The organism is Rhodocytophaga aerolata (genome assembly GCF_030503435.1).
In the GTDB taxonomy this organism is placed as follows: Bacteria; Bacteroidota; Bacteroidia; order Cytophagales; family 172606-1; genus Rhodocytophaga; species Rhodocytophaga aerolata.
The window spans coordinates 102,021-119,040 of record NZ_JAUKPO010000011.1 but is presented as its reverse complement, the minus strand read 5'-3'; the positions used below and the strand labels follow the sequence as shown (position 1 = coordinate 119,040).

At 40.8% G+C, this 17,020-nt stretch carries 16 protein-coding genes; 10 read left to right on the top strand and 6 right to left on the bottom strand.

The genetic code is table 11. The features are described 5' to 3' along the window. Positions 1–442 precede the first annotated feature (442 nt). From Q0590_RS18945 to Q0590_RS18930, 4 genes are all read left to right on the top strand, one after another. Positions 443–2,668, top strand: a complete 2,226-nt coding sequence (locus tag Q0590_RS18945; protein WP_302039162.1) for a bifunctional alpha,alpha-trehalose-phosphate synthase (UDP-forming)/trehalose-phosphatase — start codon at positions 443–445, stop codon at positions 2,666–2,668. A gap of 133 nt (positions 2,669–2,801) precedes the next feature. Beyond that, a complete protein-coding gene (locus Q0590_RS18940) occupies positions 2,802–3,326 on the top strand; it encodes an O-acetyl-ADP-ribose deacetylase (protein WP_302039161.1) in 525 nt (174 codons plus the stop codon). 111 nt (positions 3,327–3,437) lie between these two features. Then, positions 3,438–4,124 (top strand): PrsW family intramembrane metalloprotease, encoded by a 687-nt coding sequence (locus Q0590_RS18935; protein ID WP_302039160.1) that lies wholly within the window; start codon positions 3,438–3,440, stop codon positions 4,122–4,124. A 37-nt stretch (positions 4,125–4,161) separates the two neighbouring features. After that, positions 4,162–4,950, top strand: coding sequence for a lysophospholipid acyltransferase family protein (locus Q0590_RS18930; RefSeq protein ID WP_302039159.1), 789 nt, complete (start codon positions 4,162–4,164; stop codon positions 4,948–4,950). Between the two features lie 80 nt (positions 4,951–5,030). Here Q0590_RS18930 and alaS read toward each other — a convergent pair whose 3' ends face one another. After that, positions 5,031–7,751, bottom strand: coding sequence for an alanine--tRNA ligase (gene alaS, locus Q0590_RS18925; RefSeq protein ID WP_302039158.1), 2,721 nt, complete (start codon positions 7,749–7,751; stop codon positions 5,031–5,033). Between the two features lie 172 nt (positions 7,752–7,923). On the opposite strand from alaS, the gene Q0590_RS18920 reads away from it, so the two are divergent. From Q0590_RS18920 to Q0590_RS18905, 4 genes are all read left to right on the top strand, one after another. Beyond that, the gene (locus tag Q0590_RS18920; protein ID WP_302039157.1) at positions 7,924–8,901 is read left to right on the top strand and encodes a M23 family metallopeptidase; all 978 of its coding nucleotides are present in this window, start codon (positions 7,924–7,926) and stop codon (positions 8,899–8,901) included. A 98-nt stretch (positions 8,902–8,999) separates the two neighbouring features. Continuing rightward, positions 9,000–9,359: a hypothetical protein gene (locus tag Q0590_RS18915; protein WP_302039156.1), complete on the top strand. Its 360-nt coding sequence runs from the start codon at positions 9,000–9,002 to the stop codon at positions 9,357–9,359. A gap of 111 nt (positions 9,360–9,470) precedes the next feature. Further along, positions 9,471–9,890 carry a nucleoside-diphosphate kinase gene (locus tag Q0590_RS18910; RefSeq protein WP_302039155.1) on the top strand — a complete coding sequence of 140 codons (420 nt, stop codon included), beginning with the start codon at positions 9,471–9,473 and terminating at the stop codon, positions 9,888–9,890. Positions 9,891–10,012: 122 nt separating this feature from the next. Continuing rightward, complete coding sequence (locus Q0590_RS18905; RefSeq protein ID WP_302039154.1) at positions 10,013–11,317, top strand: cation:proton antiporter; 1,305 nt, start codon at positions 10,013–10,015, stop codon at positions 11,315–11,317. 4 nt (positions 11,318–11,321) lie between these two features. On the opposite strand, the gene Q0590_RS18900 is transcribed toward Q0590_RS18905, so the two are convergent. Together Q0590_RS18900 and Q0590_RS18895 are read right to left on the bottom strand one after the other, a co-directional pair. Further along, positions 11,322–11,543: a hypothetical protein gene (locus Q0590_RS18900; protein WP_302039153.1), complete on the bottom strand. Its 222-nt coding sequence runs from the start codon at positions 11,541–11,543 to the stop codon at positions 11,322–11,324. 152 nt (positions 11,544–11,695) lie between these two features. Beyond that, entirely contained in the window at positions 11,696–13,195 is a 1,500-nt protein-coding gene (locus Q0590_RS18895; protein ID WP_302039152.1) for an NAD(P)H-hydrate dehydratase, read from the bottom strand. Positions 13,196–13,412: 217 nt separating this feature from the next. Between Q0590_RS18895 and Q0590_RS18890 the strand changes: the two genes are divergently transcribed. Further along, positions 13,413–13,742: a DUF2493 domain-containing protein gene (locus Q0590_RS18890; RefSeq protein ID WP_302039151.1), complete on the top strand. Its 330-nt coding sequence runs from the start codon at positions 13,413–13,415 to the stop codon at positions 13,740–13,742. Positions 13,743–13,745: 3 nt separating this feature from the next. Here Q0590_RS18890 and Q0590_RS18885 read toward each other — a convergent pair whose 3' ends face one another. The 3 genes from Q0590_RS18885 to Q0590_RS18875 form a co-directional block, all read right to left on the bottom strand. Continuing rightward, on the bottom strand, positions 13,746–14,273 hold the full coding sequence (locus Q0590_RS18885; RefSeq protein ID WP_302039150.1) for a hypothetical protein: 528 nt from the start codon (positions 14,271–14,273) through the stop codon (positions 13,746–13,748). A 146-nt stretch (positions 14,274–14,419) separates the two neighbouring features. Continuing rightward, positions 14,420–14,920, bottom strand: a complete 501-nt coding sequence (locus tag Q0590_RS18880; RefSeq protein ID WP_302039149.1) for an NADH-quinone oxidoreductase subunit C — start codon at positions 14,918–14,920, stop codon at positions 14,420–14,422. 56 nt (positions 14,921–14,976) lie between these two features. After that, positions 14,977–15,471 (bottom strand): DUF1648 domain-containing protein, encoded by a 495-nt coding sequence (locus tag Q0590_RS18875; protein ID WP_302039148.1) that lies wholly within the window; start codon positions 15,469–15,471, stop codon positions 14,977–14,979. A 266-nt stretch (positions 15,472–15,737) separates the two neighbouring features. On the opposite strand from Q0590_RS18875, the gene Q0590_RS18870 reads away from it, so the two are divergent. Beyond that, complete coding sequence (locus tag Q0590_RS18870; protein WP_302039147.1) at positions 15,738–17,018, top strand: 3-deoxy-D-manno-octulosonic acid transferase; 1,281 nt, start codon at positions 15,738–15,740, stop codon at positions 17,016–17,018. Positions 17,019–17,020: the final 2 nt, after the last annotated feature.

The following is a 17,020-nucleotide window of genomic DNA, read 5'->3' as shown; positions in this document are numbered from 1 at the left end:
ATAGCGTGAAAGCCGAATTTTGTATATTAATAAATATTTCAATAAATAATTGTATTATTTAAATATATAATAATATAATTCAAAAAATAATAAAAAAAATGATATATTTATTTATCTTCCACTGACTTTTAAAATGTGTAACAACAAGATGAAAGCAATGGTTAGGCTACCAGTACGATAAGGAGGTAGTATAAATTTTCCTTAGTAGAACATAATCAACAGGATATAAGTATACTAATATAAAACTGAGTAAAATTGAAAGGAATTGTAATAAAATGCCAGTTTTATTTGCAGCCAGAGGCATTTTTTTTTCAAAATCTTTTACTATGAATGAACAGTTGCTGCTTTTGAATTAATTCACTGATAATTGTTGATTTTATTCAAAACACTGTATATTGTACGCATTAAGACACAATCACTTAACTATAACCTAAAAGAAAATATGCCTCGTCTGATAACCATATCCAATAGACTTCCTATATCTGTAAAAGTAGTGAATGAAAATTTCGTTTACACAACTAGTGTAGGAGGTTTGGCTACTGGCTTAAGTTCTACAGATGCCGTAAAAGAAAACTTCTGGGTAGGGTGGCCAGGAAGCACTATTGACTCTCAAAAAGAACAGACAGATCTGAAAGAGAAGCTCAATCAGGATAATATGCAGCCTGTGTTTCTCACAGACCATGAATATGAGAATTTTTATGAAGGTTTCAGCAACAAGACTATATGGCCGCTTTTTCATTATTTTACCCAGTACACGATCTACAAAAAATCATTCTGGGAGTATTATAAAAAGGTAAACCAGCTGTATTGCGATGAAGTAAAGAAAATAGCCCAGCCCGGAGATATTTTCTGGGTGCACGACTACCAGCTTATGCTCTTGCCAGGTATGTTACGGGAAGTTTTTCCGGATGCTACCATTGGGTTCTTTCTGCATATTCCGTTTCCTTCGTACGAAATATTCCGGACTCTTCCCTGGCGAAAAGAAATACTGCTGGGCATTTTAGGTGCCGACCTGGTGGGTTTTCATACCTATGATTATATGCGGCACTTCTTAAGTGCCGCTACCCGGATAATGGACTTTAATCACCATCTAGGCCGTATTAATTTACCAAACCGGGTGGTGGAAGTAGATTCCTTCCCGATGGGTATTGATTACGATAAGTTTGCCAATGCCGTGTATGAAAAAGCTACCATTAAGGAGATTATAGAATTACGGCAGCAACTGGGTAAAAACAAAATCATTTTATCTGTAGACCGTCTGGATTATTCTAAAGGAATTCTGGAACGCATTCTGGCTTTTGAACGGTTCCTGGGTAAATATCCGGAATACCAGGAGCAGGTAACGTTACTCGTAATTCTGGTTCCTTCCCGTGCAGGCGTAGAGCAATATGCGCATTTAAAAGAGCAGATAGATGAAGCTGTAGGGCGTATCAATGGGAAGTACAATACCCTCCGCTGGACACCTATCTTCTATTTCTATCGCGGGTTGCCTTTCCATACGTTAGCAGCCATTTATTATATGTCGGATGTAGCCCTGATTACTCCATTAAGGGATGGAATGAACCTGATTGCCAAAGAATATATTGCTTCCAAAACAGACCAGACCGGGGTGTTAATCCTGAGTGAAATGGCTGGCGCTGCGAAAGAATTGACGGAGGCTATTCATGTAAATCCGAATGATATGCACGACATAGTACGGGCTATTCATAAGGCGCTTACCATGCCACAGCAAGAACAGATTAGCCGTAATGCTGCTATGCAACAGACCTTGAAACGGTATAATGTAAAGCGGTGGTCTGAGGTATTTATGGAGCGTTTAGGTGAAGCCAGACAAGCAACTGAAAAAGTGAAACAAAAACGCTTCAATGAAGAAATACAGGAACGCCTGATTCAAGCCTACAACATAGCCGATAGAAAATTATTCTTACTTGATTACGATGGTACTCTGGTAGATTTTCAGGATGACCCACAGAAAGTAGCTCCAGATGAATATTTATATAATCTACTAAAAAAACTCTCCGAAAGAGCGGACACAAGTGTAGTGGTAATCAGCGGACGCGATAAAAATTCATTGGAGCGGTGGCTGGGTAAACTGAATATTTCTATTGTAGCAGAGCATGGCGTGTGGACGAAAGATTCCGGGCAAGAATGGGCGCAAGCTGACTTACTGGAACAAGACTGGAAAGAGGAGATAAAAGCCGTTATGGAAACCTTTGTGGACCGTACACCTGGAACGTTTATAGAAGTAAAAGATTATTCACTGGTATGGCATTACCGCAAAGCAGACCAGGGGCTGGCAGAAATACGGGTACACGAACTACTTGATTCACTTACCCAGTTTACTTCTACTATGCGCCTGCAGATTCTGGAAGGGAATAAAGTCATTGAAATCAAAAATGCCGGTATTAACAAAGGACATGCGGCTACCCGGTGGGCAGAACGCCACCCCGATGGATTTATTCTGGCCATGGGAGACGATTACACAGATGAAGATACATTTAAAGCAGTAAACGGTTTTGCGAATGCCTTTACCATTAAGGTAGGGTATAACATAACAGCAGCCCAGTATAATATTCCTTCTAACAGAGAAGTGCTGCGTTTGCTTCATGTGTTAAGTGAACAAAAAGGCATTTCATCTGACTACAAAGAGGTAAATATGACGGCCTAGGATGTTTGAAGGCAAGTATTTACTCACTATCTACCTGCAACAACGGATAATTTTTTATAAAGTAATTCACAAGTCATACATAAAACAGAGATAGGAAAGGGAAACTTCCTATCTCTGTTTTTTATTTAATCTTATGCAACCTAACATACAAGTTACAAAGGGAGATATTACGAAAGTGCAGGTAGATGCCATTGTAAATGCGGCTAATACTTCCCTTTTAGGTGGCGGCGGTGTAGATGGGGCCATTCACCGGGCAGGAAGCAAGGCCATTCTGGAAGAGTGCATGCAGATACGTGCCAGGCAAGGTGGCTGCCCGACAGGCGAAGCGGTGATTACTACTGCCGGAAACTTGCCTGCCAAGTACGTCATCCATACCGTAGGACCAGTATGGCAGGGCGGGAAAGCCAATGAAGAACTGTTGCTTGCCAATGCCTACCGGAATAGTTTAGAGCTAGCTAAGGCGAATCATTGCCGCACAGTAGCCTTTCCTAACATCAGCACCGGAGTCTATCATTTCCCCAAACATCTGGCAGCTCAGATTGCTGTTAAAGAAGTTACCAATTACTTACAGCTCCACCCAGATCACTTTGATACCGTTCTATTTATTTGTTTTGACGAGGAAAACTACCAGTTGTACCAAAACCTCTTGTCTACATAGCCTGTATAAGTAGCTATATTAAATCTGGCTGGGAAGTTTAACCAGGCAAAACAGGGTTTATTCTTATAATATTGCTACCTTTGTTATTTTAGTGAGATTAATTTTAACCGCATGATTTTAGTTTTACTCGCTCTAGCCATTGCTCCGGGATTAGCCATAGCTATGTTCATCTACGAGCGGGATAAACTCGATAAAGAACCTTTCCATCTGCTGATAAAGTCTTTTTTCCTGGGCGTATTGAGTGTTTTTATTGCCATGCTTCTGGAGTCAGGCGCTGAGCAAATGGGCATGGCCGTATCGGAAGATGTACTGACCAGTGGCTTATTTGCCCTGATTGTAGGCATTAGTGAAGAAGGTACCAAATATGCTTTTCTGATGTGGTTTGCCTATCCAAAAAAAGAATTTAATGAGCCTTTTGATGGAATAACCTATGCCGTAATGATTGCTATGGGGTTTGCTACCTTTGAAAATATTATTTATGTAGTAGATGGAGGCATTCAAATTGGCTTGCTGAGAATGTTTTCAGCCGTACCGGCACATGGGATATTTGGTATATTGATGGGGTATTTTGTGGGAATGGCCAAATTTAAACATCAGCACATACTTTCTCCCTTACGGATGGCCGGATTAGGTACGGCTATTCTTTTCCATGCTGCCTATGATTTTTGCCTTTTTGTAACAAATATTCCATTTCTTATTATAGGTTCTTTTCTTTCACTGGCTGTAGGGGTGTTTCTTTCTGTAAGAGCCATTCATTTACACAACCGCAACTCTCCATTCCATAAAGAATTTGTGTAATTCTTAATTCTTCTTTTATCAACAGCCCGATTTCTTTATGTTTAAAAAAGTACTGCTAAAAATATATCTGGTATGGGCAGTTTTTAATTTTACAGTAATAATGACGGCTACTATGCCTTTTATTATTCTTCCGTTGGTTTTGCTGGGTGAAAAAAGGGGAGGACCTATCAGCTACTTTTTCCTGAAATCATGGGGTTTTTTGTTTGGCCTTTGCAGCGGTATCCGGTTTAAAACCGAGAACCGGAAAGATGTTCCCAGAGATCAGCCCTTTGTATACATATCCAACCACAATTCGTACTTAGATTCACCGGCGTTTGTCTTAGCTATACCTGGGCAGTTCCGGCCACTGGGAAAAATAGAAATGAAAAAGATACCTATTTTTGGGTGGGTATATCCCTATGTAGTTATCATGGTAGACCGCAGCAGCCTGGAAAGTAAACGCAAAAGTATGCTTACCCTGATGCAGAAGCTGAAAGAGGGCATTTCCATCTTTATATTTCCAGAAGGTAAAATGAATCAATCGTCAGATACGCTATTGCCTTTCCATGATGGAGCCTTCCGGATTGCCGTAGAAACGCAGACTTCTATTATGCCGATGATTATTCTCAATTCCCGGTATATTATGCCCAGGCATGAATTTCAACCCAGACCAGGTACCATTACCACCAGATTTCTTTCTCCGGTATCCACAAAGGGGTTAACTATACAAGATATTCCCCAGTTAAAAAGGCAAGTATATACACTAATGAAAGAGGCAATTGACCAGCGTGAAAAAGAAACTTCCCAAGTAAAAATTTTCAGACGTTTGCTAACCAGGGAAGTTTAAAAATAATAGGGGTGTAGTATATAAACCAAGAAGGTAGACCATTACGCCTACCTTCTTGGTTTTATGAATTAAAAAGCAAGTTATACTAAACTTCTTCCTTTTTCTATCACCTTATCCAGCCCACTTACATCGGTACCACCGGCTGTAGCAAAGAAAGGTTGCCCACCGCCACCGCCTTTTATCTCTTTGGCTAATTCTTTTACAATATTGCCAGCATGCAGATTCTTTTCTTTTACCAGGTTGTCAGAGATCATAACAGCAATCTGGGGTTTGCCATCAATGTTAGCAGCCAGCACTAAAAATAGATTTTCTATTTTAGCCTTCAGTTCATAAGCAACTTGTTTCAGACTATCGGCAGAAGGCAGGTTTACTTTTTCTGCAATAACTGCTATGCCATTACTCTGCTGCACTTTACCCAGTAACTGAGATTTAATAGCCTGTACCTCCTGCTGATGGAAAGTTTCTATTTGCCTGCTTAATTGTGCTTTTTCTTCCAGTAGATTTTCCACCGCTTTCCGCAAATCTTTTGGCTGTTTTAGCAGCTCTTTTAACTCACTAAGCAAAGCGGCTTGCTCGTCTATCAACTGTTCTGCTTTATCAGCCGTTATGGCTTCAATACGTCGTACTCCGGCTGCCACAGCACCTTCCGATACTATTTTGAAATACCCTATCTGGCCGGTGGCTTTTACGTGTGTGCCTCCGCAAAGCTCTACAGAAAACGCAGGGTCAAAGGTAATGACGCGTACAAAGTCTCCATATTTTTCACCAAACAACGCAGTAGCGCCATATTCGGAAGTAGCTTTAGCAATAGGCACATTTCGTTTTTCGTCTAAAACTATATTTTCCCGTATTTTCTGATTAACTATTTTCTCTACCCGTTTAATTTCATCCTCTGTCATTTTGCTGAAGTGAGAGAAGTCAAAACGAAGTACATTTTCATTTACCAGAGAGCCCTTTTGAGCCACATGGCTACCTAATACTTCTTTCAAGGCCGCATGCAATAAGTGAGTAGCACTGTGGTTGTTCATGGTCTGCAGGCGCTTGGAATTGTTTACCACGGCATGAAACTGGGCTTGCAAATCGGAGGGTAATTTGTCGGTAAAATGAATGATCAGGTCATTTTCCTTCTTCGTATCGGTTACAAATACTTTTTCTCCATTGGCTTCCAGATACCCGGTGTCACCTACTTGTCCGCCGCTTTCAGCATAGAAAGGTGTTTTGTCTAACACTAGCTGATACTGGGTTTTATTCTTGGCTTTTACTTCCCGGTATCGCAAAATACGGCTATAGGTTTCCAGTTCGTCGTAGCCTACAAATTGCACTTCATCCTCGTCTACTACTTCTATCCAGTCGCCGGTTTCAGAGGAAGAAGCGGCCCGTGAACGTTCTTTCTGCTTCTCCATCTCCACAGCAAACCCTTTTTCGTCAATCTGCAAGCTATTTTCCCTGGCAATCAGGGCTGTTAAATCCAGTGGGAAACCAAAGGTATCGTACAATTCAAATACGGTTTTACCGTCAATTACTCCGTTTTTAACTTCTGACTTTATCTGCTCAATTCTCCGTAAGCCATTATCTAATGTACGCAGGAAAGCAGCTTCTTCTTCTTTTACTACTTTGGCTACAAATTCTTCCTGAGCTTTTAATTCCGGAAAAACTTGGGCAAACTGATTAGCCAGAACCGGTACAATGCGGTAAAGGAAAGGTTCTTTAAAACCCAGGTATGTATAGCCATAGCGGACGGCCCGGCGTAAAATGCGGCGAATTACGTACCCAGCTTTGTTGTTAGAAGGCAGCTGGCCATCGGCAATAGTAAAAGAAATAGCCCGGATATGGTCGGAAATTACCCGCATGGCAATATCTGCCCATTTGTCTTCCCCATATCTTTTGCCGGAGGCTGTAGCAATAAACTGAATCAGCGGCTGAAATACATCCGTATCGTAGTTAGATTGTTTTTTCTGAATGGCCATACAAAGCCGTTCAAAGCCCATTCCGGTATCTACGTGCTTGGCAGGCAACTCTTTTAAAGTTGTTAATTGGAGATGTTTCTTAGTTCTTTCAATTGAATAAGTTTTTTCTGTTTTATTCCCTTTGTAGTTCAATTCAAACTGTTGTAATTCAGTTGGAGCAGAAGGAGAAGTCCATTGCCGGTTGAACTGGATAAATACGTTGTTCCAGATCTCTACTACTTGCGGATGGTCGTTATTTACCAGTTCTTTTCCAGAAACTTTATCAACCTCTTCCTGTGGCCGCAGGTCTATATGGATTTCTGAACAAGGCCCGCACGGACCAGTATCGCCCATTTCCCAGAAATTATCTTTTTTGTTACCGTACAAAATGCGGTCTTCTGGAATCATGGTTTTCCAGATGTTTTTAGCTTCCTCATCTGCCGGAAGATTATCGCCTTTGTCTCCTTCAAATACGGACACATACAAACGGTCTTTGGGTAATTTGTATACTTTCGTAAGTAGTTCCCAGGCCCACTCTAGGGCTTCTTTCTTAAAATAATCGCCAAACGACCAGTTGCCCAGCATTTCAAACATAGTATGGTGGTAGGTATCGTGGCCTACTTCCTCTAGGTCATTGTGTTTGCCCGAAACACGTAGGCATTTCTGGGTGTCGGCAATGCGTTTAAATTGTGGATTTTTATTACCCAGGAAATAATCTTTGAATTGATTCATGCCCGCATTGGTAAACATCAGTGTAGGGTCGTTCTTAATTACCAAGGGAGCCGAAGGCACAATCTGATGCCCTTTGGATTTGAAAAATTCGAGGAATTGATTACGGATTTCTTGAGACGTCATTAGGATATATTACCTGGATTTAGTTTTAGAATGTACTTATGAAATGTAGTCCGTACTGATTTAGCGTTAACTTAATAAATCAGTAATAACCAAAGGTGCTCATTCAAGTATATTTTTTGATTCTCAACACCTGAAAAACACAAATTTAGTATTCTACAAGGATTTTTGAAGTATGGCACGGATTAAATATTATTACGATACCGAAACCTGCAAATACGAACGCATTAAAACTAAAACGTCTGATGTAGTTCTGAATTTACTGGGATTTTTTGCAGTGGCTTTTCTGCTGGCCATTATTATTGTTCCCTTCTATAGTTCGTATTTCAAGTCTTCCAGAGAAGCTGAATTGCAAAAGGAGAATGAGGAAATGCATTTCTACTACGATATGCTGAATAAAGAGATGAAGCGGGTAAACCAGATGATCGCTGCTCTGCAAGACAGGGATGACAATGTATACCGGGTAATATTTGAAGCGGAGCCCATTTCTTCCGCTGTACGCACGGCTGGCGTGGGCGGCTCTGAACGCTACAAAGATTTGCTGGAAAAGGGCCTAGATCAGGAAGAGATGATTGTAGAGGCATTTAATAAAATAGATAAGCTGAAAAAGCAAATGTACGTGCAGACTAAATCGTATGATGAAATACTGAAATTTGCAAAAAATAAAGCTCATATGTGGGCTAGTATTCCGGCTGTGCAGCCCATACCCAACAAAGAACTGAAACGGTTAGCTTCCGGCTATGGAATGCGTATCCATCCAATTTACAAAGTAAAAAGAATGCATACCGGAGTGGATTTTTCGGCTCCCAGAGGTACGCCTATTTATGCTTCCGGCGACGGTGTAGTTACGGTAGTTCGTAAGAATTTTGGGGGCTATGGGAATGAAGTACAGGTAGATCATGGATATGGCTATGTTACCTTATATGCACACATGGAAAAGTTTAATGTGCGGCAAGGCCAGAAGGTGAAACGTGGCGAATGTATTGGCTATGTAGGAAGTACAGGTTCTTCTACGGCTCCTCACCTGCACTACGAAGTAATACACAATGGAAACAAGGTAAATCCGGTACACTTCTTCTTCAATGAGCTTACCCCAGATGAGTATGAGAAAATGCTGGAGATTGCTTCTGTAGAAAATCAGTCTATGTCATAATAAATCATGAGTAATGTCGAATGATAAGCTAGCATGCGACATTACTCATTTTTTTGCTACCCTTTATCCGTACAACTTTTAACACACATACACATTTCATGAAAGTACTTTTTACCCTATTTTTTGTTGCTTATTGCAGCGTAGCAGCACTTTGCCAGTCGGGTTATACCCCAACTCCGGAACCCTCTATGGAAGAACTACGAAGAGAAGTTCTAAATATGAAGGAGGATGGAAGACAAATGCAGTTGAATCTGCATAGAGCCCACCGGGAATTCAGAACAGGCACCATTTTTTATACAGTTGGCTTAGGTCTGGCATTATTGGCAGGCAGCAACGAAAATACAGCTCCCGGCTTGGTGCTGCTTGGTTCGGGCTTCCTTATCACAGGAGGTATTTTGCATATAGATTCTCACAAACACATAGGCAGAGCAGGAGTCATAGATAGCAGACGAAGGTAGATAGAGGCAAATGATGAAGGAAGGATGAGTAGAAATAATATTCTCAAACTATTCATTCGTCATTAATCATTATTCATTAATTTTGCGGCCAGTTTAGAAAAATAAAATTATATGGCAGGAAACAAGACATTTACCATGATTAAGCCAGATGCAGTGGCTGACGGTAATACTGGCGCAATTATTAAGATGATTGAAGAGGCTGGGTTCCGGATTGTAGCAATGAAAAAAACCAGACTTACCGAAGAAAGAGCAGGTCAGTTTTATGAAGTTCACAAAGAAAGAGGCTTCTACCAGGACCTGGTTCGTTATATGTCTTCCGGTGCAATTGTGCCCATGATTCTGGAAAAAGAAAATGCCGTAGCTGACTTCCGTAAGTTAATTGGTGCTACTAATCCGGCCAATGCAGAAGAAGGAACTATCCGGAAAAAATTTGCAAAATCTATTGAAGCCAATGCCATCCATGGCTCAGACTCAGATGAAAACGCAGAAATTGAAGGCAACTTCTTCTTTTCAAGAGTAGAAAAATTCTAATAATAGGAATCTGTTAATATTTCAGCCTCACAACCTACAAGTTGTGGGGCTTTTTTATGATCTTGTAGGAAGCATTATCCGTTAGAGCTGTTTACGTACCTACCCTTCTCGAGGAAATTTTCATGCATATTGATCCCTATATTCTTGTCATTACGATTCTGGGTGTGGCCGCTCTAGGAATGGCCTGGCTGCCTAGTGGGTTGGCTAACCGTCCGTTATCGTATCCCATTGTTTACCTCCTTTTAGGTGTCTTGCTTTATAGTCTCCCCTTAGAGCTACCAGATCCGGATGTGCGTAAAGAAGAAAGTTTTGTAGTAAGGCTTACCGAAATCTCTGTAATTGTTAGTTTAATGGGTTCGGGCATCAAAATAAACCGGCCATTTTCACTCAAAAACTGGAATGCCCCTTTGCGCCTCGTCACCATTACCATGGTATTAACTATTGCTATACTTGCCGTGCTGGGCTGGTCGGTACTGGGCTTTTCCATTGCCACAGCTGTATTGCTGGGTGCTGTATTAGCTCCTACAGACCCGGTTCTAGCGGCAGACATCCAGGTGGGGCCTCCCAGTGAAGAGTTTGAAGACCATGTTCGCTTCTCGTTAACTGCTGAAGCAGGCATGAACGATGGAATGGCTTTTCCTTTTACCTGGTTGGCCATAGCCCTGGCTATATCGGCAGAAACCAGTGAGCAATGGATTGGCAACTGGTTACTGATGGATGTATTGTATAAAATTGTGGTAGGCGTTGGTATGGGATACCTCTTAGGTAGGTTAATGGCCTTTATGGTTTTTCAACTGCCCAAGAAATATAAAAAATTCCCCAAAGCCAGAGATGGTTTTGTGGCTTTATCTGTCACCCTGATTGTATATGGTGTAACTGAAATGATTCATGGCTATGGATTTATGGCTGTGTTTGTAGCAGGTCTTACGTTAGGGGGCTATGAACGGAATCATCATTACCATAAAGAAATGCACGACTTTACGGATCAGATGGAACGGTTATTACTAGTAATGGTACTTATTCCTTTTGGTGGGAGCCTCATAGAAGGAATGTTTGATGAACTAACCTGGCAAGGTGTTGCTGTCGGCTTGGCATTACTTTTTATTATCCGTCCGCTTACCAGCTGGATAGGGCTGATAGGGATTAATATCAGTCTGAAAGAAAAACTGGCAATCAGCTTTTTTGGTATCCGGGGGATAGGCTCGTTTTATTACCTTGCCTTTGCCATGTACCATACCACCTTCACCCAGGAAGGGGAAGTGTGGGCAGTGGTAAGTTTTATTGTAGTGGTTTCTATTTTTCTGCATGGCATTACTGCCTTTCCGGTTATGCGATATCTGGACCTTCGCCGCTTAGAAGCTGAAAGAACCAAACTGGCAGAAGATATTACTCAAAACGAGAAGGCAGAAAAACCTACCATTGAATAAATAACTATTTTTCTCCGCTTTTCTTTTTGTTGCGGCCGGTTACAAACGTAGCAATCACCAGGCCTACCAGCATAACTGCAAATGTTCCGCCAAGGGCATACCCAAAGCTTGCATCTACATTACAGCTGGTAAGAAAAAATAAGCATACCATTAATAAAGTTGTAGAGAAAGAAAAGTTTTTGCTACTGGAAGTGTTAATAATTTTTACAAAAGAGTTAGGTGTCATAAGAAATCTGGAATAGGAACTGAGTTTACTAATTCAATGCATTCTATCAGTGCGTACTGACGTATTTTACCTAAGATAGTTCTGCTATATCTTTATTATACTAAAATAGTATATGCTCTGTTGGGTAAAAGTGTGCTGTAAGCCCTGCCAAATTATAAATTATATTGAATAAATGCTTGTGGTAAATAAGAAATTATATGGCTAGCGGTAAGAGCATTAAATCCATTATCTTCAGCAGCATAATCGCCGGCTAAGCCATGGAAATACACACCTACAATTGCTGCTTCTTCCGGAGTATATTTTTGTGCAAGCAGTGAAGTAATAATACCAGTTAGTACATCTCCGGTGCCTCCGGTAGCCATACCAGGGTTACCAGTAGAGTTAAAATACACCTCTCCGGAAGGAGTTGCAATAGCCGAATGAGCCCCTTTCAATACCACTACTACCTGATGCTCTTTAGCAAACTTCTGCAAAACTTCCAGCCGTTGATAGTCATTGGTTGTTTCTCCGGCCAGCCGTTCAAATTCTTTCGGGTGAGGAGTAAGGATACTTCCTGCCGGCAGTTGGTTAAGTAGTTCTTTATCTTTAGCCAGAATATTCAGCCCATCGGCATCTATAACAACAGGCGATCGGTATTCGCGCAGCAAGGTATTCATGGCTTTTACCGTAGCTTCTTCTGTTCCGAGTCCGGGGCCAATACCAAGGGTTGTAAACTTTTCAAGGGCAGGTATCTCCGAAATTACTTTTTCATCCGGGTCCGTTAGTGTCATGGCTTCTGGTACCGCAATTTGCATGATTTCATAGCCGCACCTGGGTACATAACAAGTCAGCAAACCTACGCCTGTAGCCAGACAAGCTTTTACAGTTAACTGTGCCGCACCCATTTTACCATAACTGCCTGCTATTAGTAAAGCATGTCCGAAACTGCCTTTATGGTCATATTTGCCGCGTTTTTTTATCAACTTGTTAATTAAGGCTTCATCTACGAAATCATAATTAGTCTGGGCCTGTTGAATCCCTTCCGGATGCAAACCAATTTCGGTCAGATGCCATTCTCCCACATACTTAAAATTCTGGGGAAGCAGAAACGAGAGCTTGGGAAGTTGAAAAGAAAGTGTATAATCGGCTTCCACAATATGCGGACTATCTGAATACGTATCCACATACAGGCCGGAGGGTATATCTACAGCTACTATGATTGCCTTACTTTTATTTAGCGCATCAATCACCGCTGCTGCTATTCCTTCCGCAGACCGGTTCAATCCTGAACCAAAAATAGCGTCAATAAGTAAGTTGTTTTCTGTAAGTAAAGGAATATCGGCGGGCGTATGAATAGATTTTATGGGTACTAAAGGCTTGAGTCTTTCATAGTTAGTGGTAAAGTCAGCCGATGGGTTGGGTGAATAGGTGACAATAAAAACATCCACTTTGTACTTTTTTTCGTGCAGCATTCTAGCGATAGCCAGGCCATCGCCTCCGTTGTTTCCGGTTCCGCAGAAAAGTAGTACCGGCTGATCCCGGGTAAATTGTAAGATAAACCATTCTACAAAAGAGGCCGAAGCCCGTTCCATTAAATCTATGGAGGATACAGGTTCGTTTGAAATAGTGTAAGCATCTAAGGCTTTGGTTTGTTCTGCTGAAAGTATTTTCATAACTAAGTAAAGTCAGGCACTGAGTCTGGTATATACGTTTACTTATACATGGCGGCTAAAGCCAAATAATTTAAAAGGGTAATTTTCAAGGGGTTTACCACAGTTTCCACTATTTTTGGCTGAAAATACTTATGTTTCGTATATACTAGTACTGTTTATTAACTATTTTAAAACTGTACCATACATTGTTTTATATAATCCAGATACACGCTAAGCTATGAAAGTTGCAGTAATTGGCTCACGTACGTTTAATGACTACGCATTGATGGAGGAAACGTTGAGCCACATATATATATCTGAACTTATTTCCGGAGAGTCGGAAGGGGCCGATAAATTAGCTAAACGGTATGCTGCGGAGCACAATATTAAATTTCAGGAAATTCCGCACGATCAACAGCCGGTACATAACCGTACCTACCAAATTATTAGCCGAGCTCAGCTGGTGATTGCCTTCTGGGATGGCAAAAGTCAGGGGACTTGTGACCTAATTAAGTATGCCCAGAAGTTGCATAAGCAAATGCGTATAAAAAATTTTAAAGCTAGTTAATTCTTATTCACTGGCTTCATCTAGAATTTCTTCAGCTTTTTCCAGCTTGGCATCTGAATAGGCACCGGAGGTAGTGTATACAATTTTTCCTTCTTTATCCAGTACAAAAAAATAAGGTGTATCTTTTTCTTTCAGGCCCAATGCATCTTTATAATCTTTACTGTCTCCTTTATAAAGCAACATATGCTTATGTAGTACCGGGTCTACTCCTTTTTTCATTTTCTTCTCAATAGTGCCCGCAGCTACTTCTTTTATACCACTGATCATGCCAATGAAATAGGTGTTTACATCGTACTCTGATTCATAGATGAAAGTTTCGTACACCGGCTGAAACCAGCTTTTAAGTGCCTCATCTGCTTTCTGTGAGTATGCTACTCCTACAACCGTATATTTGCCTTTAGTGTCTTTAGGAATAGTTACGGTTTTGTCCAGCAGGTTTGTACCAGTAAGGGCAGGAAAGTTTTTACCGGTTTGTGCCTGAACTCCCACGTAAGAGAGGAATGCCAACATCAAAACAACTATTTTTTTCATATAAAAATGAGGGTGAATACGCTGGTGAATATTGTTGAATAGATCAGTTGAAAATATTTTTACTTAGAGAGATACAGTTAAGGTATTGCAGTCTATAACGAAAGATAGTAACTCCCCTGTATTTTCTTAGACTAATTTTAGTGAATTTAATACGCCACTTTGATTCCATGATATGTTTCCTGAAGCTTATAATCTTTCCGGAGCGGATGTCCTTCCCAGTCCGTTACCAACAAAATCCGGCGCAAATCCGGATGGCCGGTGAAGTGGATTCCCATCAAATCATATGCTTCCCGTTCATGCCAGTCGGCGGTTCGCCAGATATGGCTAACCGTAGGAAGCTGAGGCAAGGGTTCTTCCGGTTTATTACGGATTAGCTCTGTTCGCAGGGTGAAGGAGATATTAAAAGGTATAGAATATAGATTATATATTACTTCCATCGTGCCTTTTTCCGGTCCGTTATCTATAGCAGTGATACATGCCAGATAATCAAAGTAGGTTTGTGGATTTTCGTGTAACTCCTGGCAGATAATGGCAAGTTGAGCAGACGCCACGGTTAGTATGGGTTGTAGGCCCGACGTATCTTCTTTCAGAATACTATTTTCACCAAATTTCAGCGTCAGTAGGTTTTTTATATCTTGAAAGTTCATAAGTCAATTCAATGGGTATCTTCAATTAAAGGGTAAGTTCCAGACAAGCCGTAAGTTCACCTGGCTTTGGAAGCCTGGTAAATGTAAACGAAAATAGTACATAACAGCAGCCCGACAAATGCAGGAAGAAAATAAATACCTAAGCCATCGGCCTGCCCTATACTTACCTGGATCATCTTCCAGCCGGTGAACAAGAAAATACTGATAATCTCTAATTTAATTGTATATATCAATGTGCGGGCAAGCCTGTACTGGTCTTCGATATTGTGTTCATTGAGTGCAAAAGGATAGTTGAACACATGCGGATACTTGCTAAGCATTGTCAGCATAGCATACAAAAAAATAATAATTAAGCAGAGGATTAATATGGCACTTTTATCTCCCCAGGCATCCGGCTGACCATTTGGCCCAAAGTTTTGAGGTACAGAAGCAGGTAAATGTGGATACTTCCAGGCGATTAACCCAAAAAAAGTGATAACTCCTACTACACAAAGTACTTCCAGAAGCCTTTCAAACCTTGTTAATGGAATTTCTAAAACTGGTCTTTGCATAATAGTAAAAGTTTGAAGGATCAGGTTTAACATTAAAGATAACAAAAAATACGCTAAAAGTAGTTCTCTCGTAGCTAGCGCTAGCGAAACGCTTAGCCTAATTGCTTAGGCTACCTTATTAGATAGCAGGCGAACAAAATATAGTGTCCTCCAATTTGTCAGGTAAGATAAAAAGGTGTTGTGTGGCAACTGGCAAAATACCTCAGGCTGCATTCATTTTACTTTTACACCATTTTCTTTTACTTTACACCTTTTAATCTATCTACATGAATGAATACGTATATTCATTTGCCCTGCAAACATATGCTTTCTTGATCCGTCGGGTTTCCTGGTGGAACCCAAAAGCCAGACAATGGGTACAAGGCCGGAAATCCATATTTTCCCACCTATCGGAAACCATCGGCGATAATACAGATCCACTGGCCTGGTTTCATTGTGCATCTTTGGGGGAGTTTGAGCAGGCACGGCCGGTGATAGAAGAATTCAAAAAAAGATATCCTGCCTATAAAATTCTTCTCACTTTTTTCTCACCTTCTGGCTTCGAAATCCGCAAAAACTATTCAGAAGCGAATTATGTATTTTACCTTCCCTTAGATACTAAAGAAAACGCGTTGAAGTTTATTAAAATTGTAAAACCCTCTATTGCCTTTTTTGCCAAGTATGAGTTCTGGTATCATTACCTTACACAACTTAACCGGGAGGATATACCCGCCATCTCATTCTCTGCTATTTTCCGCCAAGATCAGGTGTTTTTTAAAAAATATGGCAAGTTTTTTCGCAATACATTGAAGGAATTTGAACACATATTTGTGCAGAACCAACAATCGGCAAGTTTACTAAAAACTATAGGTGTTCAGCAGGTATCAGTTGCCGGCGACACCCGTTTCGACCGCGTAAAAACCATTTGCGACCAGAAAAAGGATCTGCCTTTGGTAGAAAAGTTTAAAAACGGACAGAAGTTATTGGTTATTGGCAGCAGCTGGCCACAAGATATGGAAGTATTGGCTCCTTTTCTGAATCAGTTTACGGAACCACTGAAAATTATTATTGCCCCACACGAAATACATGAAGATCAACTAGCAACCCTTCAAAAACAACTTCAGAAAAAATCGATCCGTTTTTCTCAGGCGCAGGAAAATACCCTGGCAGAGTATAATGTACTCATTATCGACAATATTGGTATGCTTTCTTCCCTGTATCAGTATGGAGATTTTGCCTATATAGGCGGGGCTTTTGGCAAAGGCTTACATAATATACTGGAAGCGGCTACCTTTGGTATGCCTATATTTTTTGGACCTACCTACCACAAATTTCAGGAGGCCAGGAATTTAATTGAGCATACAGCGGCTATTTCTGTTGCTACCACGGAAGAATTTGCACAGCAATTTACCTTGGTATATCAGCAAGAAAATATACGGTTAGAGAAAGCTAGGATAGCCCGTCATTATGTGGAGAAAAATACTGGAGCTACCAAAAAGATACTCGATTATTGCCAGAAACTCCTGCCAGCTATCCGTTCAACGCATAAAAGTTCAGGAAATTTTTGAAA

Bases quoted from the DNA above. Each gene is read 5' to 3' on its own strand.
- Q0590_RS18945 (WP_302039162.1), top strand. From the start codon at position 443: ATGCCTCGTCTGATAACCATATCCAATAGACTTCCTATATCTGTAAAA.
- Q0590_RS18940 (WP_302039161.1), top strand. From the start codon at position 2,802: ATGCAACCTAACATACAAGTTACAAAGGGAGATATTACGAAAGTGCAG.
- Q0590_RS18935 (WP_302039160.1), top strand. From the start codon at position 3,438: ATGATTTTAGTTTTACTCGCTCTAGCCATTGCTCCGGGATTAGCCATA.
- Q0590_RS18930 (WP_302039159.1), top strand. From the start codon at position 4,162: ATGTTTAAAAAAGTACTGCTAAAAATATATCTGGTATGGGCAGTTTTT.
- alaS (WP_302039158.1), bottom strand. From the start codon at position 7,751: ATGACGTCTCAAGAAATCCGTAATCAATTCCTCGAATTTTTCAAATCC.
- Q0590_RS18920 (WP_302039157.1), top strand. From the start codon at position 7,924: ATGGCACGGATTAAATATTATTACGATACCGAAACCTGCAAATACGAA.
- Q0590_RS18915 (WP_302039156.1), top strand. From the start codon at position 9,000: ATGAAAGTACTTTTTACCCTATTTTTTGTTGCTTATTGCAGCGTAGCA.
- Q0590_RS18910 (WP_302039155.1), top strand. From the start codon at position 9,471: ATGGCAGGAAACAAGACATTTACCATGATTAAGCCAGATGCAGTGGCT.
- Q0590_RS18905 (WP_302039154.1), top strand. From the start codon at position 10,013: ATGCATATTGATCCCTATATTCTTGTCATTACGATTCTGGGTGTGGCC.
- Q0590_RS18900 (WP_302039153.1), bottom strand. From the start codon at position 11,543: ATGACACCTAACTCTTTTGTAAAAATTATTAACACTTCCAGTAGCAAA.
- Q0590_RS18895 (WP_302039152.1), bottom strand. From the start codon at position 13,195: ATGAAAATACTTTCAGCAGAACAAACCAAAGCCTTAGATGCTTACACT.
- Q0590_RS18890 (WP_302039151.1), top strand. From the start codon at position 13,413: ATGAAAGTTGCAGTAATTGGCTCACGTACGTTTAATGACTACGCATTG.
- Q0590_RS18885 (WP_302039150.1), bottom strand. From the start codon at position 14,273: ATGAAAAAAATAGTTGTTTTGATGTTGGCATTCCTCTCTTACGTGGGA.
- Q0590_RS18880 (WP_302039149.1), bottom strand. From the start codon at position 14,920: ATGAACTTTCAAGATATAAAAAACCTACTGACGCTGAAATTTGGTGAA.
- Q0590_RS18875 (WP_302039148.1), bottom strand. From the start codon at position 15,471: ATGCAAAGACCAGTTTTAGAAATTCCATTAACAAGGTTTGAAAGGCTT.
- Q0590_RS18870 (WP_302039147.1), top strand. From the start codon at position 15,738: ATGAATGAATACGTATATTCATTTGCCCTGCAAACATATGCTTTCTTG.